A 26,086-nucleotide genomic window follows, 5' to 3' on the forward strand; every position below is an offset into this window, starting at 1 on the left:
CATGGGTCTCTCGATCATGACGAACGTGGCGGCGACGACGACGTACCGCCGGCTCGCGGCGACGCAGCGCGAGCAGGGCGCGTCGGCGGAGCGCCTCGCGTCCGGGCTGCGGATCACCGGTGCCGCCGACGACTCGGCGGGGCTGACGACGGCCGAGGGGCTGCGCGCCCAGGCGAACGGCAGCGCCGTCGCGCAGCGCAACGCGGCGGACGCGGTCGCGATGCTGGAGACGGCGGACGGCGCGCTCGGCGGCATCCAGAGCATGCTCCAGCGCATGCGGGAGCTCGCGCTCCAGGCGGCGAACGACACCAACGGGCCGGACGCGCGCGCCGCGCTCGAGGAGGAGCTGGGGGCGCTCGCGCGCGAGGTGAGCCGGACCCACAACGAGTCCGCGTACGGGGACCAGCTCCTCCTCGCGAGCGAGCCCACGGTGACGTTCCAGGTCGGGGCCGACGGCGACGCCGCCTCGACGATCTCCGTGCAGCTCCCGCGCGTGACCTGGGCGGTGTCGTCGGCGCTCGTCGCGGGCGACGGCGACCTGCGGGTGAGCCTGACCGGCGCGGGCTACCCGGACCTCGCGCACCTCACCTCGCGCGCGGCCGTCGAGGCGATCGACCGCGCGATCTCGCGCGTCTCGGAGGAGCGCTCGCGCATGGGCGCCACGATCAACCGGCTCGACCACGCGGCGCGCCTCGCGGGCAGCACGGGGGAGAACCTGCGCGCCGCGGAGTCGCGGATCCGGGACGCCGACCTCGCCCAGGAGCTGCGCGACGGCGCCCGGCTGAACGTCCTCGCGCAGGCGGGGACGGCCATGCTCGCGCAGGCGAACCAGGCGCCGTCGTCGGTGCTGCAGCTCCTCGGCTGAAGCGACGCGATGTGACGTAGATCACTGACCACGATGCACCCCCGGGTGCCGAGAGTGCTCGGTGACCGGCCCACGGATGGGCTGGGGGATCATCCACTCGCCCGTCTCACGGAGGACTCATCATGGGCTTCAGCGTCAACACGAACGTCTCGGCACTCAACACGTACCGGAACCTCACGAGCACCCAGAACAGCCAGAGCAAGTCGCTGGAGAAGCTGTCGTCGGGTCTGCGGATCAACCGTGCGGCGGACGACGCCGCGGGTCTGTCGATCGCCGAGGGTCTCAAGGCCCAGGTGAACGGTTACAGCGTCGCGGCGCGCAACGCGCAGGACGGCATCAGCGTCGTGCAGACGGCGGAAGGTGCGCTCGGCGAGGCGCAGTCGATCCTGCAGCGCATGCGTGACCTGTCGGTGCAGGCCGTGAACGACACCAACAACGCCGACGCGCGCACCGCCATCAGCTCGGAGCTGGGCGAGCTCGCGGACGAGCTCGACCGGATCGTCGACTCGACGAACTTCAACGGGATCGACCTGCTCAAGTCGACCGCGACGGACCTCACGGTCCAGGTCGGCGCCGAGGGCGCGGGCGGTGGCAACACCATCTCCATCGACCTCACCACCAACAACCTGCAGGACATCATCGAGGCCGGCGTCTACGACGGCACCAACGGCGGGACGTCGCTCAACGTCGCGACCGCCGCCGGTGCGCAGGCGGCGATCGAGACGATCGACACCGCGCTCAAGGCCGTGTCCACGGCTCGCTCGGGCCTGGGTGCGACGCAGAACCGCCTCGAGTACGCGATCTCCAACATCAACGTCGCCACGGAGAACCTCACCTCCGCGGAGTCGCGCATCCGCGACGTCGACATGGCCAAGGAGATGATGAACTACTCGCGCACCAACATCCTGTCCCAGGCCGGCACCGCGATGCTCGCCCAGGCGAACCAGGCCAGCTCCGGAGTGCTCCAGCTCCTCGGCTGACCCTGACGGCCGCGCGGCCGGTCCCGCGCGGCCGTCCCCACCGACGGCGTCGCACCGGAGCACCCGGTGCGGCGCCGTCGTGCTGTGCGCACCGCGGGCACCCCCACCGGGCGGGAGAAGCTCGTCGAAAGTCGTCCCCCACGACGTGGCGGTGGGTGCCGAGAGTGCTCGGTGACCGGCCCATGGATGGGCTGGGGGATCATCCACTCGCCCGTCTCACGGAGGACTCATCATGGGCTTCAGCGTCAACACGAACGTCTCGGCACTCAACACGTACCGGAACCTCACGAGCACCCAGAACAGCCAGAGCAAGTCGCTGGAGAAGCTGTCGTCGGGTCTGCGGATCAACCGTGCGGCGGACGACGCCGCGGGTCTGTCGATCGCCGAGGGTCTCAAGGCCCAGGTGAACGGTTACAGCGTCGCGGCGCGCAACGCGCAGGACGGCATCAGCGTCGTGCAGACGGCGGAAGGTGCGCTCGGCGAGGCGCAGTCGATCCTGCAGCGCATGCGTGACCTGTCGGTGCAGGCCGTGAACGACACCAACAACGCCGACGCGCGCACCGCCATCAAGTCGGAGCTCGACGAGCTCGCGGACGAGCTCGACCGGATCGTCGACTCGACGAACTTCAACGGGATCGACCTGCTCAAGTCGACCGCGACGGACCTCACGGTCCAGGTCGGCGCCGAGGGCACCGGCGACGGCAACACCATCACGATCGACCTCACCACCAACGACCTCCAGACGGTCATCGAGGCGGGCGTGTACAACACCGCGGGCGGCAGCTCCCTCACGGTGAACACGGCGGCGAACGCGCAGGCCGCGATCGAGACGATCGACACCGCGCTCAAGGCCGTGTCCACGGCTCGCTCGGGCCTGGGTGCGACGCAGAACCGCCTCGAGTACGCGATCTCCAACATCAACGTCGCCACGGAGAACCTCACCTCCGCGGAGTCGCGCATCCGCGACGTCGACATGGCCAAGGAGATGATGAACTACTCGCGCACCAACATCCTGTCCCAGGCCGGCACCGCGATGCTCGCCCAGGCGAACCAGGCCAGCTCCGGAGTGCTCCAGCTCCTCGGCTGACCCTGACGACCACCCGGCGGGCGGCCTGGACCGCCCTCCGCGCCGTCCGCCGGGTCCTCTTCCTCCCTCGTCCCCAGCAAGCCTCACGTCCCGCACCCGGAGGTGATCCGCGTGGGCATCTCCTTCACCGGGCTGTCGAGCGGTCTCAACACCGCAGACCTCGTCAAGCAGCTCATCGCCGTCGAGTCGATCCCGCAGCAGCAGCTCCAGGCCAAGGCCAAGACCGAGCGCTCCGAGATCAGCGCGCTCCAGGACCTCAACACGCGCGTCGCCGCGCTCGCGAAGCTCGCCAAGGAGCTCACCGCCGGCGACGCGCTCGCGCTCTTCACCGCGAAGGGGTCGTCCGACGCGGTCTCGGTCGCCGCCCGCGCGGGCGCCTCGCCCGGGAGCGTCGACGTCGTCGTCGACGCCGTCGCGACGGCGCAGAAGTCGGTCACCGCGACCCTCTCGACGGCTCCCACCACCCGCTTCACCCTCACGGACGCCAAGGGCGAGCACACCGAGCTGACCGCGGCCTCCACGTCGCTCGACGACGTCGTCACGGCGATCAACCGTGCCGACGCGGGCGTCACCGCGGTCAAGGTCGCCGCGGGCACCGACGCCGCGACGGGGGAGAAGCTCTACCGCCTCCAGCTCACGGGCACGGCGACGGGTGCGTCGGGCGCGTTCTCGTTCCACGCCGGGACCGCCGCCGAGGTGGACGCCGGCACCGCGACGAACCTGCTCGCGGCTCCCGGCGCGGCCACCGTCACGGCGGCCGCCGACTCCGTGGTGCGGCTCTGGGCCGGCACCGCCGCCGAGCAGACCGTCACCTCGGCGTCGACCACGTTCACCGACCTCCTGCCCGGCGTCGACGTCACCGTCTCGAAGGCGTCCGCCGACCCCGTGACCGTCACCGTCGGCGAGGACCCCGAGGCGCGCGCGAACAAGGTCCGGAGCCTCGTCGACGCCGTGAGCGCGATCCTCGCGCGCATCGGGACGCAGACCAAGGTGACCATCGGGTCCGACGGCTCGACCTCCGGCGCGACGCTCGCCGGCGAGTCCATCGTGCGCAACGCCCGCCAGTCGCTGCTCGGCGCCGTCACGGACCCGGTGGACGGGACGTCGTTGTCGTCGATCGGCATCGAGATCACGCGCTACGGCGAGATCACCTTCGACGCCGAGAAGCTCTCGGAGGCCCTCGCCGCCGACCCCGACCGGACGATGAGCACGTTCACGCAGGTCGCGACGCGGGTCCAGAAGACCGCCGACATGCTGTCCGACAAGTACGACGGCCTCCTGACGACGTCCGTGAAGAACCGCGAGACCCAGGTCACCCGCCTGGACGACCAGATCGCCCGGTGGGACCAGCGGCTCGAGCAGCGCTTCAAGCGCCTCACCGCGCAGTACACCGTCATGGAGGTCCAGCTCGCCAAGCTCGACTCGCAGCAGCAGTGGCTGACGGGCCAGCTCGCGACCCTCATGCCCTCCTCGTCCTCGAAGCGCTGAGCCGCACCTCCCGCGAAGGAACCGCCGTGACCCACCTCGCCCGGAGCGCCTACGGGCGCGACGCCATCCTCACCGCGTCCCCCGCGCGCCTGCTGACCCTGCTCTACGACCGGCTCGTCCTCGACCTGCGCCGGGCCGAGGCCGCGCAGGGCGAGGAGCGGTGGACCGCCGCGTCCGAGCAGCTCCTGCACGCCCAGGCGATCGTGGCCGAGCTCATGGGCTCGCTCGACACGACGGTCTGGGACGGCGCCGACGACCTCATGGCCCTCTACGTCTACGTGCACGAGGCGCTGGTCGCCGCGAACGTCCACCGCGACATCGGGCGCACGCACGAGGTCCTCGAGATCGTCGTGCCGCTCCAGGAGACGTGGCGCCAGGCCGCGGAGGTGCTGCCCGCCGGGCACGGGAGCGCCGCGGCGCACGGCGGCGGTGCGACCGGTGTCGCCTGACCGCGTGGGCGCGCTCACGGCCTGGACCCGTGCCCTCGACGAGCTCGACGCGATGGCGTCGGTCGCCGGCGAGCACGCCGGTGAGACGGCCGTCGCCCACCTGGCCGCGTGGACGCCTCCGACCGGGCTGGGGCGGCTCCCGGCCGAGCTCGTGGACCGCGCGCTCGAGGTGCTGGTCCGCCAGGCCGACGTGGTGGACCGCCTGCACGCCGCCCTCGTGGCGAACCGGCGGCACTCCCGTGCCCTGACGTGCGTGCCGCGCGCGCACGACTCGACCGCGGCGGCGTACCTCGACGTGAGCGCCTGACCCTCGCGACACCCCGGCCCGGCGGCGCTCCCGGGCACGTGCGGCTCACGCGACGCGACCCTGCATAGGGGTCGGGTGAGCACACGACCACTTGCGCAGCACGCGCCCTCGCGGCGCGGGCACGACGCGCGGCGGCCCCACGGTCGTCGGCAGCTCAGGGTGAGCACGGACCGCTCCCCCCGCAGGCCATCGGACGGCCGACACCGACGACGTGGGGACCTCGCGACCATGTTCGACTCCGTCACCTCCGTAGCGCTCCAGAGCGCGCTGAACGGGCTGTCCGCCCGCCAGGGCGCCATCGCCGAGAACGTCGCCAACATCAACACCCCGGGCTACACCGCGAAGCGGGTGCAGTTCGAGGAGGCGCTGGCGGCCTCCGTCGCCGACGGCGACGCACGGCGCACCGCCTTCACCGTCGACCGCTCGGTCGAGCCGACCCGGCTCGACGGCTCGAACGTCAACCTCGACACCGAGACCGTCTCGAACGTCGACACCGTCCTGCGCTACCAGTTCGCGACCCAGGCCGTCGGCGGCGAGGCCGCCGCCCTGCGCGCGGCGATGCGGACGGCCTGACATGACCTTCGACGCTCTCGGCATCGCCGGCACGGGTCTCTCCCTGCACCGCAAGTGGCTCGACGCGGTCTCCGACAACCTCGCCAACGTCAACACCGTCACGTCGACCGACGACGCGGCGTTCCAGGCCCGGTACGTCCTCGCCACCGAGGGCGGCGAGAAGAACCCGGGCGCGTACGTCGCGGGCGCGGCGTGGGGGAGCGCGGAGGGGCGGCTCACGTACGAGCCGGACCACCCGCTCGCGGACGAGGACGGCTACGTGCGCTACCCGGACATCGACATGTCCGAGCAGATGGGGAGCCTCATCCTCGCCCAGCGCGGCTACCAGGCGAACGCCGCCGTGATCGACCGCGCGAAGACGGCCTACGAAGCAGCACTCCAGATCGGGAAGTGATCCTCATGCCCATCCCCTCCGTCGAGGCCACGACCGGCACCGGGTACCTCTCCGGCGTCGAGAGCCTCTCCACCCTCGCCCCCGCCGGGGCCGGGTCGACCGGCGCCGCGGGCGCGAGCGCCTTCGCCGAGGTGCTCGGCGGCGTGGTCGACGGCACGCAGCAGCTCCAGGGTGCTGCGAACGAGCTGACGATCGCCGCCGTGACGGGCGAGCTCGAGAACGTCCACGAGGCGACGATCGCCTCCACCCGTGCCCAGACGACCCTCGAGCTCGTCGCCGCCGTGCGCAACAAGGCGGTCGACGCGTTCAACGAGATCATGAGGATGCAGGCCTGACGATGCCCGAGAAGATCAGGTCGACGTTCGGCCGCGCGTTCGGCGCCGTCCGCGACTTCACCATCGCCCAGCGCACGCTCGCGCTGCTCGCCCTCGCGATCCTCGTGGTCGCGATCGTCGCGCTCGTGTCGTGGGCGTCGCGCCCCTCCTACACGCCCCTGTTCTCCGGCATGTCGAGCGCGGACGCCGCCGCGATCGTCGACCAGCTTCGCTCGCAGGGCGTGCCCTACGAGCTGACCGACGGCGGCGGCACGGTGCTCGTGCCCGAGGAGAAGGTCTACGAGCAGCGGCTCGCGGCCGCCACCGCCGGCCTGCCCGCCGACGAGTCGACGGGCGGCTACTCGCTGCTCGACGAGATGGGCGTCACGTCGAGCGAGTTCCAGCAGGACGTGACGTACAAGCGCGCGCTCGAGGGCGAGCTCGCGCGGACCCTCTCCGCGATGGACGGCGTCGAGACGGCGACCGTCCAGCTCGCGATCCCCGAGGAGACGGTCTTCGCGGCGGAGCAGGGCACCCCGACCGCGTCGGTCTTCGTCGCTCCCGCCCGGGGCCAGAAGCTCACGACCGAGCAGGTCGAGGCGATGGTCCACCTCGTCTCGGCGTCGATCGACGGCATGGCCCCCACCGACGTCGCGGTCGTCGACGCGCAGGGAGAGGTGCTGTCCGAGGTCGGCGTCGGCGCACGGTCGTCGGGCGAGCAGGCCGGGCAGTACGAGGAGAAGGTGTCCGGGCAGGTGCAGGCGATGCTCGACCGCGTCGTGGGTGCCGGGAACTCGACCGTCGCGGTGACCGCGCAGATGGACGTCGCGAGCTCCGAGCGTCTCGAGGAGACGTTCCGCACGCCGGAGGGCGGGCCCGTCCTCAACGAGTCCACCACGACCGAGGAGTACACGGGCGCGGGCGGCGGCGTCGCCGGGGTGCTGGGGCCGGACAACATCGCCGTCCCGGGCGGCGCCGGCGCGGACAGCAGCTACACGTCCGAGGACGCCACGCGCAACAACGCGATCGACAAGGTCACCGAGACCACGACGACGCCCGCCGGCGCGCTGACCCGGCAGGCCGTGTCGGTCGCGCTCGACGCCGAGGTGGCCCGGGGCATGGACACGGCCGCGATCACCGCGATGGTCTCCGCCGCCGCCGGCATCGACGCCGAGCGCGGGGACACCGTCGAGGTCGCGGTGCTGCCGTTCGACACGGGCGCCGCCGAGTCGGCGCAGGCCGCGCTCGCCGCGGCGGAGGAGGCGGCCGCGGCCGAGAGCCAGGCCCAGATGCTGCGCACCGCGGCGGTCGTCGCGGGGGTGCTCATCGCCCTGGTGATCGTGCTCGTGGCCGTGCGGCGCGCCCGTCGTCGCCGCGAGCGGCGCGAGACGGTCGACCTGGACGACCTCCGGATGACGACCCTGCACGAGCTCGACCGCGACGACGACCGCCCGGCGCTCCCGTCGGGCGGCGGTCAGGGCGAGCTCGAGCCCGTGCCCGAGCGGCCGGAGATCCAGCCGCCGACGCCGCGGTTCACGAGCCTCGACCAGCGTCGGGCCGAGATCGACGCGCTCGCGGCGACCGACCCCGACAAGACGGCCGAGTACCTGCGGGTGCTGCTCGCCGAGGACCGGGCGGGGGCGCAGCGATGAGCGTCACGACGGCACCGCCCGAGACGGCGCCTGTGGGCACCGGCGCCGCCGGCCTGGCGGCCGCCCTCGACCCCGCCGCCGCGGCGCTCGCGACCGAGGCCGCGCGGAAGGTCGCCGCGATGAGCGGGGTGCAGAAGGTCGCCCTGGTGCTCATGCAGCTGAGCCAGGAGCGGGCGGCGACGGTCCTGTCGCTGCTCTCCGAGGACGAGGCCTCCGAGGTCGCCGCGGAGATCATGCGCACCCAGGTGGTGGACGAGGACCTGGCCGTCGCGGCCCTCGACGAGTTCTACGACATGGCGCTGTCCGGCACCCCGCGCCCGCGCGGGGGCAAGGACTTCGCCGTCGGGCTGCTCGAGGCGTCGATGGGCGCCGACCGGGCGGCCGACGTCGTCGAGCGCCTCGTCGCGAGCATGCAGGGCAAGGCCTTCGAGTACCTCGACGGGACCGAGCCGGGGCAGATCGTGTCCCTGCTCGACGGCGAGCACCCGCAGACCGTCGCGCTCGTCCTCGCGCACCTCAGCTCGGGCGTCGCGTCCGCGGTGCTCGCCAAGCTGGCCGACGACTACCGCACCGACGTCGCGCAGGCGCTCGCGACCATGGGCACCGCGTCGCCCGACGCGGTGAAGCTCGTGTCGGAGCAGTTCCGCACCCGCATGGGCGCGAGCATCACCCCGCGTCAGCCGGTCGAGATCCTCGGCGGCGTCCAGCCGCTCGTCGACATCATCAACCGCTCCGACGGCGCCACCGAGAAGGCGGTCCTCGAAGGGCTCGAGGCCCGGGACCCGCAGCTCGCCGAGGAGGTGCGCTCGCGCATGCTGACGTTCGAGGACATCGCCTCGTTCGAGGCGCGCGACGTGCAGATCATCCTGCGCGGCGTCGAGATGTCGGTGCTCGCGCTCGCCATGAAGGGCACGACCGCCAAGGTCGTCGAGACGATCACGAAGAACATCTCCGAGCGCAACCGGGCGCTGCTGGAGGAGGAGGTCGCGGGCCTGGGCGGGGTGCGCATCAGCCAGGTCGAGGAGGCCCGCGCGGAGATCGTCCGCGTCGTCCGCAACCTCGAGGCCGACGAGAAGATCACGATCCACCGCACGGACGGGGACGAGCTTGTCTACTGACGCCTACTTCGTGCCGCAGGCCGTGCCGGTCCTGCGCAGCGACCGGGTCGCGGAGGTCGAGGCGGCGGCGTCGGCTCGCGGGTACGCCGCCGGCTACGCGGCCGGGGCCCGCGCGGCCCGCGAGGAGGCGGAGCGACTGCGCGCCGCGCTCGAGGCGGACCACGCGCGCCGCACCGCCGAGCGCGACGAGCGCACCGCGCGCGCGGTCGCCGTCCTGCGCGAGGCGGCCCGGGCCCTCGGCGAGCGGACGGTCCCCGTCGTCGCCGCGGCGCAGGACGCCACGGTCCGGGGCGCGCTCGACCTCGCGGAGTCGGTCCTCGGGTACGAGCTCACGGACCGGACGGGGGCCGCCCGCGCGGCCCTCGCGCGCGCGACGGCCGTCGCCGACGGGGCGGTCGTCGCCGTCCGGCTGCACCCCGACGACGTGAGCCTGCTGACCGAGGCCGGGGCCGGCGACGTCCGCCTCGTGGCGGACGCGTCGCTCGACCGCGGCGACGCCGTCGCGGACCTCGAGCACGGCTTCCTCGACGCGCGCGTCCGGGCCGCCGTCGACCGCGCGCGGGCCGAGCTCGCGCTGCTCGACGTCGGGCCCGAGGCGGGGCACGGCGCGTCCGGAGCGTCGTCGTGAGCGCCCCCGTCGGCTCGGCCGCGCCGGGCACCCGGGCGGGGGTTGACGCGTCGCCATCGCTCCACCGCCCTCCGGCGCTCGACGCCCTCCTCGGCGTGGCCCGCCCCGAGCGGGTCGGCGTCGTGACGTCGGCCGTCGGCCTGAGCCTCGAGGTCGCGGGACTGCGCTGCGGCATCGGCGACCTCGTCCACGTCGGCGACGGGCCGCACCGGCTCGACGCGGAGGTCGTCGCCACCGCCGAGGGGAGGGCGCGCTGCATGCCGCTCGGCCGGCTGTCCGGGGTCCGCGCGGGCGACCCGGTGCGCACGCGCGGCACCGGCGTCCTCGTGCCGACCGGGCGCGGGCTGTTCGGCCGCGTGGTCGACGCGCTGGGCCGGCCCGTGGACGGGCGGGGCCCGCTCGCGCGCGGGCCCCGCGTGCCCGTGGACGCGGACGCGCCCGCCGCCATGGAGCGGGCCCGCATCGACATGCCGCTCCAGACCGGGGTGCGGGTCCTCGACACGCTCACCACGCTCGGCCGAGGGCAGCGCATCGGGCTGTTCGCCGGCTCGGGCGTCGGCAAGTCCTCGCTGCTGTCGATGGTCGCTCGCGGGACCGACGCCGAGGTGTCGGTCATCGCGCTCGTCGGCGAGCGCGGGCGCGAGGTGCGCGAGTTCCTCGAGGACGACCTCGGCCCCGAGGGGCTGGCCCGGTCGGTCGTCGTCGTCGCGACCTCCGACGAGCCCGCGATGATGCGCAAGCGCGCCGCGTTCACGGCCACCCGGATCGCCGAGTCGTTCCGGGAGGCCGGGTCGCACGTCGTGCTCATGATGGACTCCCTCACGCGCGTGTCCATGGCCCAGCGCGAGATCGGGCTGTCCGTGGGGGAGCCCCCCGCGACGCGCGGCTACCCGCCGTCGACGTTCTCCCTCATGGGGAACCTGCTCGAGCGGGCGGGCACCGCGGCGACGGGCTCCGTCACCGGGATCTACACCGTCCTGGTCGACGGCGACGACCACAACGAGCCGATCGCCGACCAGGCGCGCTCGATCCTCGACGGGCACGTGGTGCTCGACCGGTCCATCGCCGTGTCGGGGCACTACCCGGCGGTCGACGCGCTCGCGTCGGTCTCGCGCGTCGCGTCGCGCGTGACGACGCCCGAGCAGAGGTCCGTCGCCCTGACGCTGCGCCGGGTCCTCGCGGCGCGCCGCAAGGCGCAGGACATCCTCGACATCGGGGCGTACAAGAAGGGCACCGACCCCCTCGTCGACGCGAGCCTCGAGCACCAGGGGGCGATCGACGCCTTCCTGCAGCAGGTCATGACGGACAGGACGCCGGCCGAGGAGTCGTGGGCGCGCCTCACGCGGCTCACCCAGGTGCTGGCCGGAGGGGAGGACTGATGGCGGGGAAGTTCCGGCTCGCGGGCGTGCTACGCCTGCGTCGCCTCGAGGAGGACGGCGCCAAGGCGGCGCTCGCGGGAGCGCACGCCGACCTCGCGCGCACCGTGGAGGAGGCGGGCGGTCTCGCCGCCTACCTCGACGCGTCGCCCGAGCGCCCGACGACGAGCGCGGCGCTGTCCGGGCTCGCGGCCTCGCGCGCCGCGGCGAGCGCGCTGTTCTCCGTGCTCGAGTCCGAGGAGCGCGTGCGCGCGCACGCCGTGGACGAGGCGCGCGCCGAGCTCGCGCGCGCCCGCGCCGCCTCGCTGGGTCTCGAGAAGCTCGAGGAGCGGCACGACGCCGAGACGGCCCGGGCGGAGGGGCGTGCCGACCAGGCCGCGCTCGACGAGATCGCCTCGACCGCGCTGCGCACGACGCGAGGGACGACGACGCCGTGAGCATGCCCCAGGCCCTCGCCCGCGTGGGCGAGATCCGTACCGAGATCGCCTCGCTGCGGGAACCCGCGACCGCGCCCGACCGGTCCGCGGCCTCGTCGACGAGCGCGACCGACTTCGCGTCCGCGCTCGCGGCGCTGTCCGGGCTCGCGACGCCGTCGGGCGCGGCGGGAACGGGCGGGTCGGACGTCGTCGGACGCCTGCTCGGCGCGCTGTCCGGGCCGACGGGCACCGACGCGCTCGCGCGCAGCGCGCTCTTCGGGTCGGGAGCGGCGACGAGCGCCTCCACGGGGCTCGCGGCCGCCGTCGTGCCCGCGGCTCCCGCGGTTCCTGCAGCCCCCGCCGACCCCGCGACCGTGCCGGGCGGCGACGCGGGACGGGCGGTCGTCGAGACGGCCCGCCAGTACCTCGGCGTGCCGTACGTGTGGGGCGGCGAGAGCCTCGGCGAGGGCGGCCTCGACTGCTCGGGCCTCGTCCAGCTCGTGTTCTCCGCGCACGGCGTCGACCTCCCGCGCGTCGCACGCGACCAGATGCGCCAGGGGACCGAGGTCGGCTCGCTCGCCGAGGCGCGCCCCGGGGACCTCGTGGTGCAGCGCGGTGGCAAGCACATCGGCATCTACGTCGGCGACGGGCAGATGATCCACGCGCCCAAGCCCGGCCGCACCGTCGAGGTCACGGACGTCACCGACGCCTCCGTGACCACCATCCGCCGCGTGATCGGCTGAGGAGGACCACGATGACCCTGACCACGACGGCCCTGGTCGCGGCTCCCGCGCCGGCCGCGCCGACGCGTCCCCGGGCCGCGTCCGGAGCGTCGGCCGACGCGTTCGGCCGCACCTTCGACGCGGCGCTCGGCGAAGCGGCCCGCGACCGGCAGGAGCCCGCCCGGGCGGACGCTCCCGGGGGCAGCCCTGCCGACCGGGCGCCAGACGACGGCACCCCCACCCCCGGGACCTCTACCGCCGAGAGCCCGACCACCGGGACCTCGGGCGACGACGTCCCGGCGGAGGGCACCGCCGCCGGGGACGACGCACCCGCCGGGCAGCCCGTGCCACCGGGTCTCCCGGGCCTGGTACGTCCCGACGTGCCGCCCACCGGGCTCGACGTCGCGCTCACCGGCGCAGCGGCGGCGGACGGCGCGGCGTCTGCCGCGGCCCCGGATGCCGCGGTCGTCGAGGTCGGCGACACGCACGCCCCGACCCGTGGCGCGTCGACGGCCGACGCGGTGGCCGTCCCGGACGGGACCGCGTCCGCCCCGGCCGCGACCGACGGACCGGGCGCACCGGGCGCGGTCCCGGCGGCGGGTACGGGCGAGGTGGCGACGCCGACCGGTACGCCGTGGTCGTCCGTCGCGACGGCGCCCGCCGACGCGCCGAGCCCGGTGACCGTGCCCGTCGCGACGCAGGTGAGCGGTGGTGAGGGGGAGGCCCTCGGGACGGCCGGACCCCTGTCGACCGCCGGGCCGGGGGCAGGGTCTGCCACGAGCGCCGCGCCGGGTCCCGTGCCGGGGGCCACCACGCCGGGTGCGCCCGTCGCTCTCGGGGGGACGGACGTCGTCGGCGCGCCCGCGCCGGTGGAGGCGGACGGCGCGGCGGCACCGACCTCGACCGGCGTGGAGGGCGCGGCCCCGGCGCCGGACGCCGCACCCCGGGCCGCGGCGGAGCTCCTCGTCACCGCTCCCGTCCCGGCCCCCGCCGCGCCGACCGCCGCGGGCGCGCCCGCGGTCACCGCCCCGGCGGCGGCCTCGCACCCGGCGCAGCCGCTGCACGCCCAGGTCGCCGGGCCCGTCGTCGCGCTCGCCGAGGCGGGCGACGGCGACCACGTGCTCACCCTCTCCGTGACGCCCGAGAACCTCGGGCCCGTGACGGTCCGTGCGCACGTCGCGGGCGGTGACCTGCGCATCGAGCTCTACGCGCCGCACGACACCGGCCGCGAGGCGCTGCGCGCGATCGTGGCCGAGCTGCGGCGCGACCTCGCGGGCATCGCGGGCGGGGCGTCGTCGGTCACCGTCGCGGACGCGGGAGCACCCGGCGCGACCGTGGACGGTCGGGACGGCCGGGACGGCCGCGGTGCCACCGCGGACGGCTCCGGCGCGCGCCGCGACCCGCAGGAACCCGGCGCGCACGACCGCGCACCGGCCCGCCCGCACCGAGGGGCCACCGAGCCCGAGACCGAGCCGACAGTGATCGGCAGGACGTACGGCGCCGCCCGGCGCCTCGACGTCCTCGTCTGAGGAGAGGAACCCCGTGCCCGTCGAACCCGTGAGCGCGCCGGTGCCGGCATCGATGTATGCCACGAAGAACACGCGCGCGCCCAAGCAGGAGTACGACAGCGAGCTCTTCCTCGAGCTGCTCGTGACCCAGCTGCGCAACCAGGACCCGTCCAGCTCCATGGACACCGGCGAGATCGTCTCGCAGACGACGTCGCTCGCCATGATGGAGGCGCTCACCCGGATGAGCGGTCTCGTCGAGGAGTCGTTCGCGCTCCAGATGCGCCAGTCGGCCGCCGACCTCCTGGGCAACCAGGTCTCCTACCTCGACGCCGACGGCGTCGAGCACACGGGCATCGCGACCGCGGTGTCGTACCACGACGCGGTACCCACCGTGACGATCGGCGGGGTGACGGTCGAGCTCGACCACGTCTCCGCCGTCACCTCCTCGGTCAGCACGGATGCCACCGGGACCCCGGCAGCCACGGACGGCGCCACCGACGACCACGGCAGCTCCGCCGCCTGACCCGAAAGGACTCTCGTGCTCCGCTCCCTCAACACCGGAATCTCCGGCCTGCGCGCCCACCAGAACATGCTGGACGTCACGGGCAACAACATCGCGAACGTCAACACGACGGGCTTCAAGGCGTCGCGCACCCAGTTCCAGGACACGCTCTCCCAGCTCGTCGCGGCGGGCGTCGCGCCGGACCAGCAGGTCGGCGGCGCGAACCCCGCGCAGATCGGCCTCGGCGTCACGACGGCGGCCATCACGACGCAGTTCACGCAGGGCGCCGCCCAGACCACGGGCGTCCCGACCGACCTCATGATCGACGGCGACGGGTTCTTCGTCGTCGAGCGGGGCGGCCAGGCGTACTACACGCGCAACGGCGGGTTCACGTTCGACGGCGCCGGCCGCCTCGTCAACGCGAGCGGCGACCTCGTCCAGGGCTGGACCGCCACCGACGGCGTGGTGAACACGAGCAGCCCGCTGGGGAACCTCACGATCCCCGTCGGGGACGTCATCCCGCCCCGCGCGACCACGGGCGTGACGTTCGGGGGCAACCTGCCCTCCGACGCCGCCGACGGCACGGAGCTCGTGCGCGACGTCGAGGTCTTCGACGCGGCTGGCCGGGCGAGCAAGCTCTCGCTCGTCTTCACGGCCGCCGCCGGCGGCTGGTCCGTGAGCGCCCGCGACGGCGCGACCGGCGCCACGCTCGCGGGCCCGCAGGCCCTCACGTTCACGGGGGGTGCCCTGACTGGTGGCGGGTCCCTCGCCGTCGGCGGGGTGACGGTCGGTCTCGACGCGCTCACCTCGTACGCGGGGCTGTCGAACGTCGCCGTGGCGAGCAAGGACGGCGGGGCCGCCGGGTCGCTCACGTCGTACTCGATCTCCGGCGACGGCTCGATCGTCGGCCGCTACTCGAACGGCCGGACCGAGGTCCTCGGTCAGGTCGCGCTCGCGACGTTCACCAACGCCGGCGGGCTCGAGAAGGCGGGCGACTCGCTCTTCTCCGCGACGCAGTACTCGGGCGAGCTGCTCGTCGGTGCCGCCGGCGACCCGGGCCTCGGCTCGATCACGGCGGGCGCCCTCGAGATGTCGAACGTCGACCTCTCGCAGGAGTTCACCAACCTCATCGTGTCCCAGCGCGGGTTCCAGGCGAACTCGCGCGTGATCACGACGTCCGACGAGGTGCTCACCGAGCTCGTCAACCTCAAGCGCTGACCCGGGCGCGGGCGGTGCGGTGCCCCCCGGGCCGACCGGGAGGCACCGCACCGGCACCGGCACCGCGTCGCGCCGTCCCGCCTCGTGTCCCGCACCTCCGTCCCGATCCCGTCCGCACCTGACCCGGACCCGTCCCAGCCGAAGGGGGAACCGTGATCGTCCTCACGCGCTTCAGCTCCGAGCGCATCGCGATCAACGCGGACCTGGTGGCCCGCGTGGAGACCAACCCGGACACGCGCGTGACGCTCATCGACGGCTCGCGCTACATCGTCACCGAGCCCATGGAGGTCGTGATCCGCCTCGTCGAGGAGCACAAGGCGCGCGTGCTCGCGCTCGCGCGCTCCCTGCCCACCGCCGTCGAGCGCGCCCCGCTCGAGGTCGTCCGGTCCGCACCCGACGACGCCCCCGCCCCCGGCGACCGCCCGGTCGCCCTCGCCCCCCTGCCCGACCCGAGGACGAAGTAGGCCATGGACCCCGCAACCATCATCGGCATCCTCGTCGCGTTCGGCTCGCTCGTCGCGATGGTGTACCTCGAGGGGTCGCAGATCACGTCGATCCTGCTCCCGGCACCGATCATCCTGGTCTTCGGGGCGAGCATCTTCGCCGCCGTCGCGTCGGGGACGCTCAAGGACTCGGTCCGGGCCTTCAAGACGCTGCCGCGCGCGTTCACCGGCAAGGCGCCCCGTCCCGCCGAGGCCATCGAGGAGGTCGTCCGGGCCGCGGAGATCGTCCAGAACGAGGGCGGTCTGCTCGCCCTCGAGGCGGAGTCCCAGAAGACGGACGACCCGTTTCAGCGCAGCGCGCTGCAGTCGCTCGCCGACGGCTCGGACGCCGAGCAGCTGCGCACCCTCCTCGAGGAGCGGATCGAGACCAAGGCCCGCGAGGACGCCGTCGCGTACGACTTCTTCAACGCGATCGGCGGCTACGCCCCCACGATCGGCATCGTCGGCACCGTCGTCTCGCTGACCCACGTGCTGGAGAACCTGTCCGAGCCCGAGAAGCTCGGGCACATGATCGCCGCGGCGTTCATCGCGACCCTGTGGGGCATCCTCTCCGCGAACTTCATCTGGCTGCCCATCGGTGCCAAGCTCAAGCGCCTGTCGGACCTCGAGCTCGAGCGGCTCCACGTCCTCCTCGAGGGCTACATGTCGATCCAGGCGGGCTCGCGCGCCCGCGTCATCGACGAGCGGCTCAAGACGATGGTCCCCGAGTGGTCGTTGCCCGAGGACAAGGCCGCCTGATGGCGCGGCGACGCAGGGGCGGCCACGGCGGCGGGGGCGGTGGCGGCGGCGGGCACGACACGGGCGGCTCCGGCCGCTGGATGGTGTCGTACATGGACATGGTGACCGTCCTCATGTGCCTGTTCATCGTCCTGTTCGCCATCAGCTCGGTCGACCAGGGCAAGTACCAGGAGCTCAAGTCCTCGCTCGCGGAGGGCTTCGGCAACGTGGAGGACGCCGCGGTCGTCGAGGAGGTCGTCGAGAACCCGGCGGAGGAGCCGGTCGACGTCGAGACCGACCTCGAGCGCGCGCTCCAGGAGGTGTCGGACCTCGCGGCGCTGCGCGACACGATGGCGCGGGACCTCGCCGCGCAGGGGCGGTCCGACACGGTGCGGTTCGACATCGACGAGCGCGGGCTCACGGTCCGGCTCGTGTCCGCGGACACGTTCTTCTCGCCGGGGAGCGCGGAGCTCACGCAGGAGGCGCGCGGGGTGCTCGACGTCGTGGGGCCGACGCTCGCGCCGACCGCGCACGAGATCCGCATCGAGGGCAACGCCGACTACACCTCGACCGTGACGTCGGTCTTCCCGTCGAACTGGGAGCTCTCGGCGTCGCGCGCCACGGCCGTGCTGCGCCACCTCGTCGAGCAGGACGGCCTGGCCGAGCACCGGATCGCCGCGGTGGGCTTCGGCTCGGCGCGGCCCCTCGCCGAGGGCACGAGCCCCGAGGCGCTCGCGATGAACCGGCGCGTCGACATCATGGTGCTCTCCTCCGCGCCGGAGGCCGTGCGCGCGCTCATCCCGCAGGTGCTCGCGGGGCAGCTCACCGCGGCGGACGTCCCGGCCGCGGAGGCGGACGCGCGGGCTCTCGCGCGGGCCGCCGAGACGGCGGGAGAGGCGGCCGCTCCGGGGGAGTGACGCGGCCCGTCGAGCCTGCGCGCCGTCGCGCAGGCTCGCGTCGTGCGCGCCCGCATAGGAGCGGTCGTGAGCACGACGACAACCGACCGGGTCCCGCAGCCCGCCCCGAGCCGCAAGGTCGAGGTCTACGACTTCCGCCGACCGACCACGCTCGTCCGCGAGCACCACCGCATCCTCGAGATGGCGTTCGAGAGCTTCGCGCGCCAGTGGGGCACGCAGCTCACGGCCCGCGTGCGGGTCGTCAGCCAGGTCGGCCTCGCCGCGGTCTCGATGCGCACCTACGACGACTACGTCGCCGAACTGCCCGTGACGACGACGTTCGTCGTTTGCGAGCTCGACGGGATCGGCCCGCGCGCCGTCCTGCAGTTCCCGCACACGGACGCCCTCACGTGGATCGCCCACATGCTCGGCGCCGGACCGACCATCCCGGTGGTCGACCGCAAGTTCACCGACGTCGAGCGCACGCTGGTCACGTCGCTGCTCACCGAGACCCTGCGGGACCTGCGCCACTCGATGGGCCGGCTGCTCGAGAGCCCGCTGCGGATCTCGTCGATCCAGCACAACTCGCAGTTCGCCCAGGCCGCCCCCACCGCCGAGCTCATGATCGTCGCCGAGCTCGACCTCCGCGTCGGGGAGCGCGCGTGCCGGGCCACCCTCGCTGTGCCGTCGGTCGCGCTCCTCCCGCACCTCGGCGAGGCCAACCCGGCGGACGACCCCGCCGACGCGACCCGGCGCACGCGCCAGCACGTCGCCCGCTCCCTCGTCGACGTCACCGTCGAGCTGTCCGCCGCGACCATGACCCCGGCCGAGGTGCTGGACCTCGCGGTCGGCGACGTCGTGCGCGTCCCGCACACCCAGTCCCGCCCGCTCGACGTCATCGTCGACGGCCACGTCATGGCCCGCGGAGCCGTCGGCTCGTCCGGCTCCCGCCTCGCCTGCCGCATCGTCACCACCGAGGAGAACTGACCCATGAGCACCGCCACCCCGGTCGAGCAGTCCGTCGTCGAGGCCGCGTCCGCCGCCGCCCACGCGCTCGTCGCGCTCGTCCCGACCAGCACCCCGCTGCGTGCGGCCCTGCGCGGCGGGGCCCCCGTCGGCCCGCAGGCCGCGCGGGCGGTCGTCGCGTCGTACGTGGGGAGCTCCGGCTCCGACCTCGCGCTCGCCCTCATCGACCAGGACGCGCTCGCCGACGCCTCCCAGGAGGCGGCGCTCGACGTCACCGACGTCCTGCGTCCCGCGCTGGAGGCCGCGGGGGCGACCACCGGCGTCGGCGTCCTCGGCGAGGTGCGGGTCGCCGACGCGACCGCGCTCTTCGAGGACCCGGAGGCCGTGGTGTTCGAGCTCGCCACGGACGACGGCCCGACGGCGGGCTGGTTCGTCGTGCGGACCCGCCGCGCGCTGCAGGGCCTGCCCGACGAGGCCGTGACCGGCGCCCGGCTCGCGCGCATCTCCAACGTCGAGATGCGCCTCTCGGTGATCGTGGGCCGCACGCGCATGCCGGTGCGGGACGTGCTCAACCTCGAGCCGGGCGCCGTCGTCGAGCTCGACCGGTCCGCCGGGGCGCCGGCGGACGTGCAGCTCAACGGCCGCACGATCGCCAAGGGCGAGGTCGTCGTCGTCGACGGCGGCGACTACGGGGTGCGCATCACCAAGATCCTCGACGCGGACGACTGACCGGCATGGACGTCACCACCGTGCTGCGCGTCGCCTTCTCGCTGGCGGTCGTGCTCGGGCTCCTGTGGGTCTCGTACCGGGTCGCGAGCAAGACCTCGCGCTCCGCGCCGCGCGGACGCCACGAGCAGCTGACCGTGGTCGCCCGCCAGGGGCTGTCGCAGAAGAGCGCCGCGGTCCTGCTCGAGGCCGGGGGCCGCCGGTACCTGCTCGGCGTGACGGAGTCGTCCGTGACCGTCATCGACGGCCCGTCCCCGGTGCCGTCCGTCGCCCCGCCCGCGCCCGGCACCACCGCGGACGCGACGCCCGCCGTCGTCCCGACCACGGACGCGACGCCCGCGGACGCCCCGACCTCGGCCGAGCCCTCGTTCGACGACGCCGTCACCGCGGCCCGCCTGTGGCTCGCGCAGCCGCCCGCGAACGGGGACGCCCCGGCGTGGGACGGCGAGCCCGGCTCGGTGCCCGCCCTCACGCCCGCCACCGTGCCCCCGGACGTCCCGGGACCCCGGGCGGGGACCGCGACGACCGTCGTCGTCCCGCACCCCGCGCCGACGAGCGCCCTGCGCACGTTCCTCGCGCCCGACACGTGGCGCAAGGCCGCGCGCGTCGTCCGAGGAGGTGCCCGGTGACACGCGCTCTCCCGTCGCGCCGCACGCTGCGCGTCGCGGTGCTCGTCGGGGCGGTCCTGCTCCTCGTGGCGGTCGCGACCGTCCTGCTCGCGCCCCACGCGGGCGCGGCGGTCGTCGACCCGACCGACCCGGCACCACCCACCCAGCCGCTCGACCCGCAGGACGGGGGGTCGACGCTCTCGGTGGAGATCAACGGGCCGAACGGCGAGCCGTCGTCGTCCCTCGTCACGCTGGTCGGCATCACGCTGCTGTCGCTCGCGCCGACGCTGCTGCTCATGATGACGTCGTTCACCAAGATCTTCGTCGTCCTCGCCCTGACCCGGAACGCGCTGGGCACCGCCACGGTGCCGCCCAACATGGTCCTCGCCGGGCTCGCGCTGTTCCTCTCGCTGTTCGTCATGTGGCCGGTGTTCGGCGAGATCAACGACGCCGCGGTGCAGCCCTACCTCGACGGCACCACGACCTTCAGCCAGGCGCTCGACGCGGGCGCCGTGCCGCTGCGCGAGTTCATGCTCGCCCACACGCGCGAGGAGGACCTCGCGCTCATGACGCGCGCCGCCGACCTCGAGAACCCGGCGACCCCCGTCGACGTCCCCCTCACGACGCTCGTCCCCGCGTTCGTCATCTCGGAGCTCCGCGCCGCGTTCATCATCGGGTTCGTCGTCTTCGTGCCGTTCCTCGTCATCGACCTCGTCGTCGCCGCGGCCCTCATGAGCATGGGCATGATGATGCTGCCGCCCACGATGATCTCGCTGCCGTTCAAGCTGCTGCTCTTCGTCCTCGTCGACGGGTGGGGTCTCATCACGACGTCGCTCATCGGCTCGTACGGGATGGGTTGACCGTGGAGACCGCTGCCGTCCTCGACGTCGCCACGCAGGCGCTCGTCCTCGCCGCCAAGCTCGCGGCCCCCGTGCTCGTCACGTCGCTCGTCGTGGGGCTCGCCATCTCGATCGTGCAGTCCGTCACGCAGATCCAGGAGATCACGCTCTCGTTCGTCCCCAAGGCGCTCGCGGTCGCCGTCGCGCTCGTCGTGTGCGGCAACTGGATGATCGGCGAGATGGTGACGTTCACGCACGAGATGTTCGACCTCATCCCGTCGCTGCTGAACGGGGGCTGACGTCCCGTGGAGCTCGAGATCGACCTCGCCTGGCTCCAGGCGACGATGCTCGCGGGCGTGCGGATGGCCGCGTTCATGACCATCGCGCCGCCGTTCTCGCACCACGCCATCCCGCGGCAGGTGCGCGCGATCCTCGCCGTCTCGCTCGGGCTCGTCGTCTCGGGGCGCGCCGCCCCCGGGTACGAGGCGACCGGCACCGCGACGTTCCTCGGCCACCTCGTCGCCGAGGCGGTCACGGGGGCGATGCTCGGGACCCTCGTCATGGTCGTCTTCTCGGCGATCACCGCCGCGGGCGCCCACCTCGACCTGTTCGGCGGGTTCTCGCTCGGCATGGCGTACGACCCCCAGACGAACGTCAACGGGTCGCAGTTCACGCGCCTCTTCGCGCTCCTCGCGGTCGTGCTCATGTTCGCGTCCGACGCGTACCAGCTGGTCGTGCTCGGCCTCGCCCGCTCGTACGACGCCGTCCCGGTGGGCGGCCTGGCCGGCGTCCCCGCGGCGTCGTTCGTCGAGGCCCTCACCGGCTCGTTCGTGGCGGGGCTGCAGATCGCCGGGCCCATCGTCGTCGTGCTCTTCCTGGCCGACGCCGGGCTGGGCCTCGTCAACCGGGTCGCCCCCGCGCTCAACGCGTTCGCGATGGGCTTCCCGCTGAAGATCTTCCTCACGCTCGCGCTCGTCGGGACCGTGCTCGTGGCGCTGCCGCACGTGGTCTCGGTGCTCACGGCCGAGGCCGTGGAACGCATGGGCGGGGTGGGCTGATGGCCGACTCCACCGAGGAGAAGACCGAGCAGGCCTCCGACCGGAAGATGAAGGAGGTCCGGTCCAAGGGCCAGCTCGGCAAGTCGCAGGACCTCACGGCGTGGGTCGGGGTCGGGATCGCCGGCGCGGTGATCCCGCTGACCGTGAGCGGCGCGGCGCGGGCCGCGACCGACCAGGTGCTGTCGCTGCGCACCGTGATCGAGAACCCCGAGCCCGCGGTCGCGCTCGAGCTCGCGCAGGACGCACTCGGCACCGTCGTGCCGACCATGCTGCCGCTCCTCGGGGCGATCGCCGTCGCCGTGCTGCTCGCGTCGGTCGCGCAGGGCGGCCTGCACCTGAAGCGGCTGCGCCCCGAGGCCGACCAGTTCAACCCGATGAGCGGGCTCAAGCGGATGTTCGGCGCGCAGGCGCTGTGGAACGGCGCCAAGGCCCTGCTCAAGACGACGGTCGTCGGCGTCGTGCTCTACGCGGTCGTCCAGTCGCTCATGCCGGTCCTCCTGGCCGCGGGCGGCCTGCCGATCGCGTCGCTGCTCGAGGCGGCGGGCTCCGGCGTGCGCTCGCTGCTGGTCTGGGCGACGGCGGCGGGCCTCACCCTCGCGCTGTTCGACCTGCTCGTCGTGGCCCGGCGCAACCGCAAGAAGACGCGCATGACCAAGAAGGAGCTCAAGGACGAGAACAAGAGCACCGACGGCGACCCGCTCGTGAAGTCGCAGCGCCGGTCGATGGCGCGCTCGATGACGCGCAACCGCATGATCGCCGCCGTGGCCGACGCGGACGTCGTCGTCGTCAACCCGACCCACGTCGCCGTCGCGCTGCGGTACGAGCCCGGGCGCTCCGCGCCGCGCGTCGTCGCGAAGGGGGCCGACCACGTCGCCGCCCGCATCCGCGAGAAGGCCGAGGAGTCGCGGGTGCCGATGGTGCGCGACGTCCCGCTCGCGCGCGCCCTGCACCGGGCGTGCGACGTCGGGCAGGAGGTCCCCGTCGAGCTCTACATGGCCGTCGCGCGGGTCCTCGCGTTCGTCATGGCGCTCACGCGCCGCGGCGCGGCGGCCTCGTCGGTCCCGCACCGCATGGCCCGCCCGGCGATCGCGCCGGGCGAGTGGCCCGCCGCCGACGACGCGCAGGCCGCATGACCCGCCCCGGCCCACCCGTCGGCGCGCGCTGCGGCGTCCGCGACCTGCATAGGACCTCGCGTCAGCAGCCGCCGACGCCCCGGACCCGGAAGGACCAGCGTTCCGCGTGAAGAACCGATCCCTCGCCATGATCGCCGTACCGCTCGGCGTCGTCGGCATCGTCCTGCTGCTCGTCGTGCCGATCCCCGCGGCGCTGCTCGACGTGCTCATCATCGTCAACATCCTGCTGTCGCTCGTGATCCTCCTGACGTCGATGTTCGTCAAGAAGCCGCTCGACTTCTCGGTGTTCCCGTCGCTGCTGCTCGTCGCGACGCTGTTCCGCCTGGGCCTCAACGTCGCCTCGACGCGGCTCGTGCTCGGCGACGGCTACGCGGGCGAGGTCATCGGCGCGTTCGGCCACATCGTCGTCGACGGGAACCTCGTCATCGGCATGGTCGTGTTCCTCATCCTCGTCGTCATCCAGTTCCTCGTGATCACCAAGGGCGCCGAGCGCGTGGCCGAGGTCGGGGCGCGGTTCACGCTCGACGCGATGCCCGGCAAGCAGATGGCGATCGACGCGGACCTCAACGCGGGGCTCATCAGCGAGCAGGACGCGCGGGCCCGCCGCGCCGAGATCTCCGCGGAGTCGGACTTCTACGGGGCGATGGACGGCGCGTCGAAGTTCGTCAAGGGCGACGCCATCGCGGGCATCGTCATCACGCTCATCAACCTGCTCGGCGGCATCGTGATCGGCGTGGTCATGCACGGCATGCCGGCCATGGAGGCCGTCGACACGTACTCCATCCTCACGGTGGGCGACGGGCTGGTCACCCAGGTCCCCGCGCTGCTCATGGCGGTCGCCACGGGCATGATCGTCACGCGCTCGAACTCGGGCGAGGGCGACGTCGGCTCGCAGGCGTCGAGCCAGCTCGTCCAGTCCCGGCAGGCGCTCGCCATCGCGGGCGTCGCGGCGTTCGCCATGGCGCTCATCGAGGGCATGCCCAAGCTGCCGTTCCTCGTGCTCGGGGTCGGCCTGATCGTCGCGTCCCAGCAGATCAAGGCCCGCCAGCGGCGTGCCGAGGTCGCGCGCGCCGCGGCCGAGCAGATCGAGAAGGAGAGCACGCGCAGCGACGGCACGGAGGACCTCCTCGAGCAGATGCGCGTGCACGCGCTCGAGATCCTCCTCGCGCCCGACCTCGTCGACCTGGTCACCGGCGCGCACGACGACCTGCTCGGACGGGTCCGCGCCCTGCGACGCAAGATCGCGACGGACCTCGGGGTCGTCGTGCCGCCCGTCCGCACGCGCGACTCGATCGAGCTCCCGGCGTCGACCTACGCGGTGCGGATCGCCGGCGTCGAGGCCGGTCGCGGCCAGGCGCCGGCCGGCAAGGTCCTCGCGCTCGGCGACGACCTCGCCGCGCTGCCCGGGCTGGCGACCGTCGACCCGGTGTTCGGCATGGACGGCAAGTGGGTCCCGGTGGAGATGCGGCACAGCGCCGAGATGGCCGGCGCGACGGTCATCGACCGGGTCTCCGTGCTCGTCACCCACCTGTCGGCCCTCATCGCCGCGAACGCGGCACGGCTGCTGTCCCGCGAGGACGTGCGCGTGCTCACCGACGAGGTCAAGCGGACCAACCCGTCGGCCGTCGACGAGCTCACGCCGGCCCTGCTGTCGCTCGCGGAGGTCCAGCGTGTCCTGCAGGGCCTGCTCGAGGAGCAGGTCGCCGTCAACGACCTGCCCCGGATCTACGAGGCGCTCGCGCTCGCGGCGAAGCGCTCGACCGACCCCGAGCACCTCGTCGAGGCGGCACGCGCCGCGCTCGGCCCCGCGATCCCGGCCCGGCACACGGTCGCCGGCACGGTCCGGGTCGTGACGATCGCCCCCGCCCTCGAGCAGGCGATGCTCGCGGGCCGCCAGCCCGGCGGCGAGCAGGGCACGGCGATCGTCGTGGACCCGGCGCGCCTCGACGCGTTCCGGTCGTCCGTGGGCGAGCGCGTGCAGGCGGCCCGGGCCACCGGCGAGGACGTCGTCCTCGTGTGCGCGCCGTCGCTGCGGTCGGCGGTCCGGCGCCTCGTCGCGACGCAGGTGCCCGACCTCGCCGTGCTGTCGTACACCGAGGTGACGGCGGGCAACGCGCTCATCGAGACGGTCGGGGTGGTGAACGATGCCCCGGCGATTGCGGCTCGAGGGTGAGTCCCTCGACGCCGTGCTCGCGCAGGCACGGCGGCTGCACGGCCCGGACGCGCGGATCGTCTCCGCCGAGCGGGTCATCACGGGCGGCTTCAAGGGCCTCTTCGGGCGACAGCACTACGAGGCGGTGGTCGAGGTGAGCGACGCGCCGCCCCGGACCGCCGTCGGGCCGGTCCGGTTCCCCGCGGCCCGCCGCGCGGGCATCGCGGCGCTGCTCGACGACGCCGACGAGGGGGACGCGCTGCGCCCGGCGCCGACGGCCGCGGTCGAGGTCTCGACCCGGGGCGACGACTTCGCCGCCCTGCTCGACGAGCTCGTGGCCGAGACGGCGGAGCCGCCGCCCGCGCCCGTCCCCGCCTCGTCGCCACCCGCCGCGCCGGTGCTGCGCGCGGCGCCGGGGGACCTCGTGGCGCTCGTCGGGCTGGCCGCGGACGTCGTCCCGGCGGCCCGTGCGATGGCGCAGCGGGAGGGCCTGCTCACGGCCTGCGCGGGCGCGGCGACGGACGGTGACACGGTGCGCGTCGACGACCGCCGCGCGGCGACCGAGGCTCGCGCCCGCGGGGTCCGCGCGGCTCGCGCCACGGTCGTGGCCGTCGGGGTGCGCGTGGACACGGTCGGTGCGGCGCGGGTCCTCGACGAGCTGGGCGCCGAGCAGGTCGCGGTCGTGGTCGACGCCTCGCGCAAGCCCGCCGACACCGAGCGCTGGGTCGCCGAGGTGCAGCGCCTCGTGCTGGTCCGCGCCATGGTCGTGGTCGGACGCGGGCTGACGACGACCCCGGACTCCGTCCTCGCGCTCGGGCTCCCCGAGCTCCGGCACGCAGGCTGACCCGGGCCGCGCCCGCATAGGTCTCCCGAACGGTCAGGATGACACGC

At 74.0% G+C, this 26,086-nt stretch carries 30 protein-coding genes; all 30 read left to right on the forward strand.

The window, feature by feature from the left end:
- The first annotated feature begins 1 nt into the window (after nt 1).
- The 30 genes from AC3WT4_RS14045 to AC3WT4_RS14190 all read left to right on the forward strand — a co-directional run bounded on the left by AC3WT4_RS14045 (nt 2) and on the right by AC3WT4_RS14190 (nt 26,039).
- A complete protein-coding gene (locus AC3WT4_RS14045) occupies nt 2–865 on the forward strand; it encodes a flagellin N-terminal helical domain-containing protein (protein ID WP_492315726.1) in 864 nt (287 codons plus the stop codon).
- A 122-nt stretch (nt 866–987) separates the two neighbouring features.
- Nucleotides 988–1,845, forward strand: a complete 858-nt coding sequence (locus AC3WT4_RS14050; RefSeq protein ID WP_400111019.1) for a flagellin N-terminal helical domain-containing protein — start codon at nt 988–990, stop codon at nt 1,843–1,845.
- A 232-nt stretch (nt 1,846–2,077) separates the two neighbouring features.
- A complete protein-coding gene (locus AC3WT4_RS14055; protein ID WP_400111017.1) occupies nt 2,078–2,932 on the forward strand; it encodes a flagellin N-terminal helical domain-containing protein in 855 nt (284 codons plus the stop codon).
- 111 nt (nt 2,933–3,043) lie between these two features.
- Nucleotides 3,044–4,420, forward strand: a complete 1,377-nt coding sequence (gene fliD, locus AC3WT4_RS14060) for a flagellar filament capping protein FliD (RefSeq protein WP_492315727.1) — start codon at nt 3,044–3,046, stop codon at nt 4,418–4,420.
- A 26-nt stretch (nt 4,421–4,446) separates the two neighbouring features.
- Nucleotides 4,447–4,869, forward strand: a complete 423-nt coding sequence (gene fliS, locus AC3WT4_RS14065) for a flagellar export chaperone FliS (RefSeq protein ID WP_074808613.1) — start codon at nt 4,447–4,449, stop codon at nt 4,867–4,869.
- Nucleotides 4,870–4,873: 4 nt separating this feature from the next.
- Nucleotides 4,874–5,176 carry a hypothetical protein gene (locus tag AC3WT4_RS14070; RefSeq protein ID WP_108049154.1) on the forward strand — a complete coding sequence of 101 codons (303 nt, stop codon included), beginning with the start codon at nt 4,874–4,876 and terminating at the stop codon, nt 5,174–5,176.
- A gap of 228 nt (nt 5,177–5,404) precedes the next feature.
- On the forward strand, nt 5,405–5,749 hold the full coding sequence (locus AC3WT4_RS14075) for a flagellar basal body rod protein FlgB (protein ID WP_074808619.1): 345 nt from the start codon (nt 5,405–5,407) through the stop codon (nt 5,747–5,749).
- A gap of 1 nt (nt 5,750) precedes the next feature.
- Nucleotides 5,751–6,143 (forward strand): flagellar basal body rod protein FlgC, encoded by a 393-nt coding sequence (locus AC3WT4_RS14080; RefSeq protein ID WP_074808623.1) that lies wholly within the window; start codon nt 5,751–5,753, stop codon nt 6,141–6,143.
- Between the two features lie 5 nt (nt 6,144–6,148).
- Nucleotides 6,149–6,478: a flagellar hook-basal body complex protein FliE gene (fliE, locus tag AC3WT4_RS14085; protein WP_492315728.1), complete on the forward strand. Its 330-nt coding sequence runs from the start codon at nt 6,149–6,151 to the stop codon at nt 6,476–6,478.
- A gap of 2 nt (nt 6,479–6,480) precedes the next feature.
- Complete coding sequence (fliF, locus tag AC3WT4_RS14090) at nt 6,481–8,109, forward strand: flagellar basal-body MS-ring/collar protein FliF (protein WP_492315729.1); 1,629 nt, start codon at nt 6,481–6,483, stop codon at nt 8,107–8,109.
- Nucleotides 8,106–9,227 (forward strand): flagellar motor switch protein FliG, encoded by a 1,122-nt coding sequence (gene fliG, locus AC3WT4_RS14095; protein ID WP_492315730.1) that lies wholly within the window; start codon nt 8,106–8,108, stop codon nt 9,225–9,227. Before fliF ends, fliG begins: the two co-directional genes overlap by 4 nt.
- Nucleotides 9,217–9,855, forward strand: coding sequence for a FliH/SctL family protein (locus AC3WT4_RS14100; protein WP_143031180.1), 639 nt, complete (start codon nt 9,217–9,219; stop codon nt 9,853–9,855). The genes fliG and AC3WT4_RS14100 overlap by 11 nt, the downstream gene beginning before the upstream one ends.
- A gap of 95 nt (nt 9,856–9,950) precedes the next feature.
- Nucleotides 9,951–11,234 (forward strand): FliI/YscN family ATPase, encoded by a 1,284-nt coding sequence (locus AC3WT4_RS14105; protein WP_492315746.1) that lies wholly within the window; start codon nt 9,951–9,953, stop codon nt 11,232–11,234.
- Nucleotides 11,234–11,668, forward strand: a complete 435-nt coding sequence (locus AC3WT4_RS14110; RefSeq protein ID WP_257418832.1) for a flagellar FliJ family protein — start codon at nt 11,234–11,236, stop codon at nt 11,666–11,668. The genes AC3WT4_RS14105 and AC3WT4_RS14110 overlap by 1 nt, the downstream gene beginning before the upstream one ends.
- A 2-nt stretch (nt 11,669–11,670) precedes the next feature.
- Nucleotides 11,671–12,390 carry a C40 family peptidase gene (locus AC3WT4_RS14115; RefSeq protein WP_400111094.1) on the forward strand — a complete coding sequence of 240 codons (720 nt, stop codon included), beginning with the start codon at nt 11,671–11,673 and terminating at the stop codon, nt 12,388–12,390.
- An 11-nt stretch (nt 12,391–12,401) separates the two neighbouring features.
- Nucleotides 12,402–13,898 carry a flagellar hook-length control protein FliK gene (locus tag AC3WT4_RS14120; RefSeq protein ID WP_492315731.1) on the forward strand — a complete coding sequence of 499 codons (1,497 nt, stop codon included), beginning with the start codon at nt 12,402–12,404 and terminating at the stop codon, nt 13,896–13,898.
- 13 nt (nt 13,899–13,911) lie between these two features.
- Entirely contained in the window at nt 13,912–14,400 is a 489-nt protein-coding gene (locus AC3WT4_RS14125) for a flagellar hook capping FlgD N-terminal domain-containing protein (protein ID WP_074808642.1), read from the forward strand.
- 15 nt (nt 14,401–14,415) lie between these two features.
- Nucleotides 14,416–15,597, forward strand: coding sequence for a flagellar hook protein FlgE (locus tag AC3WT4_RS14130; RefSeq protein ID WP_108049143.1), 1,182 nt, complete (start codon nt 14,416–14,418; stop codon nt 15,595–15,597).
- A 152-nt stretch (nt 15,598–15,749) separates the two neighbouring features.
- Nucleotides 15,750–16,061 (forward strand): flagellar FlbD family protein, encoded by a 312-nt coding sequence (locus tag AC3WT4_RS14135; RefSeq protein WP_074808648.1) that lies wholly within the window; start codon nt 15,750–15,752, stop codon nt 16,059–16,061.
- 3 nt (nt 16,062–16,064) lie between these two features.
- The gene (locus tag AC3WT4_RS14140; RefSeq protein ID WP_074808651.1) at nt 16,065–16,838 is read left to right on the forward strand and encodes a motility protein A; all 774 of its coding nucleotides are present in this window, start codon (nt 16,065–16,067) and stop codon (nt 16,836–16,838) included.
- Nucleotides 16,838–17,734 (forward strand): OmpA/MotB family protein, encoded by an 897-nt coding sequence (locus tag AC3WT4_RS14145; RefSeq protein ID WP_492315732.1) that lies wholly within the window; start codon nt 16,838–16,840, stop codon nt 17,732–17,734. The genes AC3WT4_RS14140 and AC3WT4_RS14145 overlap by 1 nt, the downstream gene beginning before the upstream one ends.
- Nucleotides 17,735–17,800: 66 nt before the next feature.
- Nucleotides 17,801–18,700: a flagellar motor switch protein FliM gene (locus AC3WT4_RS14150; RefSeq protein WP_074808657.1), complete on the forward strand. Its 900-nt coding sequence runs from the start codon at nt 17,801–17,803 to the stop codon at nt 18,698–18,700.
- 3 nt (nt 18,701–18,703) lie between these two features.
- Nucleotides 18,704–19,408, forward strand: coding sequence for a flagellar motor switch protein FliN (gene fliN, locus AC3WT4_RS14155; protein ID WP_108049141.1), 705 nt, complete (start codon nt 18,704–18,706; stop codon nt 19,406–19,408).
- Nucleotides 19,409–19,413: 5 nt separating this feature from the next.
- Complete coding sequence (locus AC3WT4_RS14160; RefSeq protein ID WP_492315733.1) at nt 19,414–20,034, forward strand: FliO/MopB family protein; 621 nt, start codon at nt 19,414–19,416, stop codon at nt 20,032–20,034.
- A complete protein-coding gene (fliP, locus tag AC3WT4_RS14165; RefSeq protein ID WP_074808666.1) occupies nt 20,031–20,873 on the forward strand; it encodes a flagellar type III secretion system pore protein FliP in 843 nt (280 codons plus the stop codon). The genes AC3WT4_RS14160 and fliP overlap by 4 nt, the downstream gene beginning before the upstream one ends.
- A 2-nt stretch (nt 20,874–20,875) precedes the next feature.
- Complete coding sequence (gene fliQ / locus AC3WT4_RS14170) at nt 20,876–21,151, forward strand: flagellar biosynthesis protein FliQ (RefSeq protein WP_021482560.1); 276 nt, start codon at nt 20,876–20,878, stop codon at nt 21,149–21,151.
- A 6-nt stretch (nt 21,152–21,157) separates the two neighbouring features.
- On the forward strand, nt 21,158–21,910 hold the full coding sequence (locus AC3WT4_RS14175) for a flagellar biosynthetic protein FliR (RefSeq protein WP_074808668.1): 753 nt from the start codon (nt 21,158–21,160) through the stop codon (nt 21,908–21,910).
- Nucleotides 21,910–23,043, forward strand: a complete 1,134-nt coding sequence (locus AC3WT4_RS14180; RefSeq protein ID WP_257418827.1) for an EscU/YscU/HrcU family type III secretion system export apparatus switch protein — start codon at nt 21,910–21,912, stop codon at nt 23,041–23,043. The genes AC3WT4_RS14175 and AC3WT4_RS14180 overlap by 1 nt, the downstream gene beginning before the upstream one ends.
- Before the next feature lie 127 nt (nt 23,044–23,170).
- Complete coding sequence (locus tag AC3WT4_RS14185) at nt 23,171–25,216, forward strand: flagellar biosynthesis protein FlhA (RefSeq protein ID WP_400111092.1); 2,046 nt, start codon at nt 23,171–23,173, stop codon at nt 25,214–25,216.
- Nucleotides 25,188–26,039: a hypothetical protein gene (locus AC3WT4_RS14190; RefSeq protein ID WP_492315734.1), complete on the forward strand. Its 852-nt coding sequence runs from the start codon at nt 25,188–25,190 to the stop codon at nt 26,037–26,039. The genes AC3WT4_RS14185 and AC3WT4_RS14190 overlap by 29 nt, the downstream gene beginning before the upstream one ends.
- Nucleotides 26,040–26,086: the final 47 nt, after the last annotated feature.

It is taken from the genome of Cellulosimicrobium sp. EB106-03-01-XG111, assembly GCF_058792115.1.

What these genes read in the sequence shown, in the direction of transcription:
- AC3WT4_RS14185 (WP_400111092.1), top strand. Translation starts at nt 23,171, where the DNA reads ATGATCGCCGTACCGCTCGGCGTCGTCGGCATCGTCCTGCTGCTCGTC.
- AC3WT4_RS14080 (WP_074808623.1), top strand. Translation starts at nt 5,751, where the DNA reads ATGACCTTCGACGCTCTCGGCATCGCCGGCACGGGTCTCTCCCTGCAC.
- AC3WT4_RS14140 (WP_074808651.1), top strand. Translation starts at nt 16,065, where the DNA reads ATGGACCCCGCAACCATCATCGGCATCCTCGTCGCGTTCGGCTCGCTC.
- AC3WT4_RS14115 (WP_400111094.1), top strand. Translation starts at nt 11,671, where the DNA reads ATGCCCCAGGCCCTCGCCCGCGTGGGCGAGATCCGTACCGAGATCGCC.
- AC3WT4_RS14145 (WP_492315732.1), top strand. Translation starts at nt 16,838, where the DNA reads ATGGCGCGGCGACGCAGGGGCGGCCACGGCGGCGGGGGCGGTGGCGGC.
- fliE (WP_492315728.1), top strand. Translation starts at nt 6,149, where the DNA reads ATGCCCATCCCCTCCGTCGAGGCCACGACCGGCACCGGGTACCTCTCC.
- AC3WT4_RS14045 (WP_492315726.1), top strand. Translation starts at nt 2, where the DNA reads ATGGGTCTCTCGATCATGACGAACGTGGCGGCGACGACGACGTACCGC.
- fliF (WP_492315729.1), top strand. Translation starts at nt 6,481, where the DNA reads ATGCCCGAGAAGATCAGGTCGACGTTCGGCCGCGCGTTCGGCGCCGTC.
- AC3WT4_RS14050 (WP_400111019.1), top strand. Translation starts at nt 988, where the DNA reads ATGGGCTTCAGCGTCAACACGAACGTCTCGGCACTCAACACGTACCGG.
- AC3WT4_RS14075 (WP_074808619.1), top strand. Translation starts at nt 5,405, where the DNA reads ATGTTCGACTCCGTCACCTCCGTAGCGCTCCAGAGCGCGCTGAACGGG.
- AC3WT4_RS14110 (WP_257418832.1), top strand. Translation starts at nt 11,234, where the DNA reads ATGGCGGGGAAGTTCCGGCTCGCGGGCGTGCTACGCCTGCGTCGCCTC.
- fliN (WP_108049141.1), top strand. Translation starts at nt 18,704, where the DNA reads ATGAGCACCGCCACCCCGGTCGAGCAGTCCGTCGTCGAGGCCGCGTCC.
- fliG (WP_492315730.1), top strand. Translation starts at nt 8,106, where the DNA reads ATGAGCGTCACGACGGCACCGCCCGAGACGGCGCCTGTGGGCACCGGC.
- AC3WT4_RS14160 (WP_492315733.1), top strand. Translation starts at nt 19,414, where the DNA reads ATGGACGTCACCACCGTGCTGCGCGTCGCCTTCTCGCTGGCGGTCGTG.
- AC3WT4_RS14190 (WP_492315734.1), top strand. Translation starts at nt 25,188, where the DNA reads ATGCCCCGGCGATTGCGGCTCGAGGGTGAGTCCCTCGACGCCGTGCTC.
- AC3WT4_RS14180 (WP_257418827.1), top strand. Translation starts at nt 21,910, where the DNA reads ATGGCCGACTCCACCGAGGAGAAGACCGAGCAGGCCTCCGACCGGAAG.
- AC3WT4_RS14055 (WP_400111017.1), top strand. Translation starts at nt 2,078, where the DNA reads ATGGGCTTCAGCGTCAACACGAACGTCTCGGCACTCAACACGTACCGG.
- AC3WT4_RS14120 (WP_492315731.1), top strand. Translation starts at nt 12,402, where the DNA reads ATGACCCTGACCACGACGGCCCTGGTCGCGGCTCCCGCGCCGGCCGCG.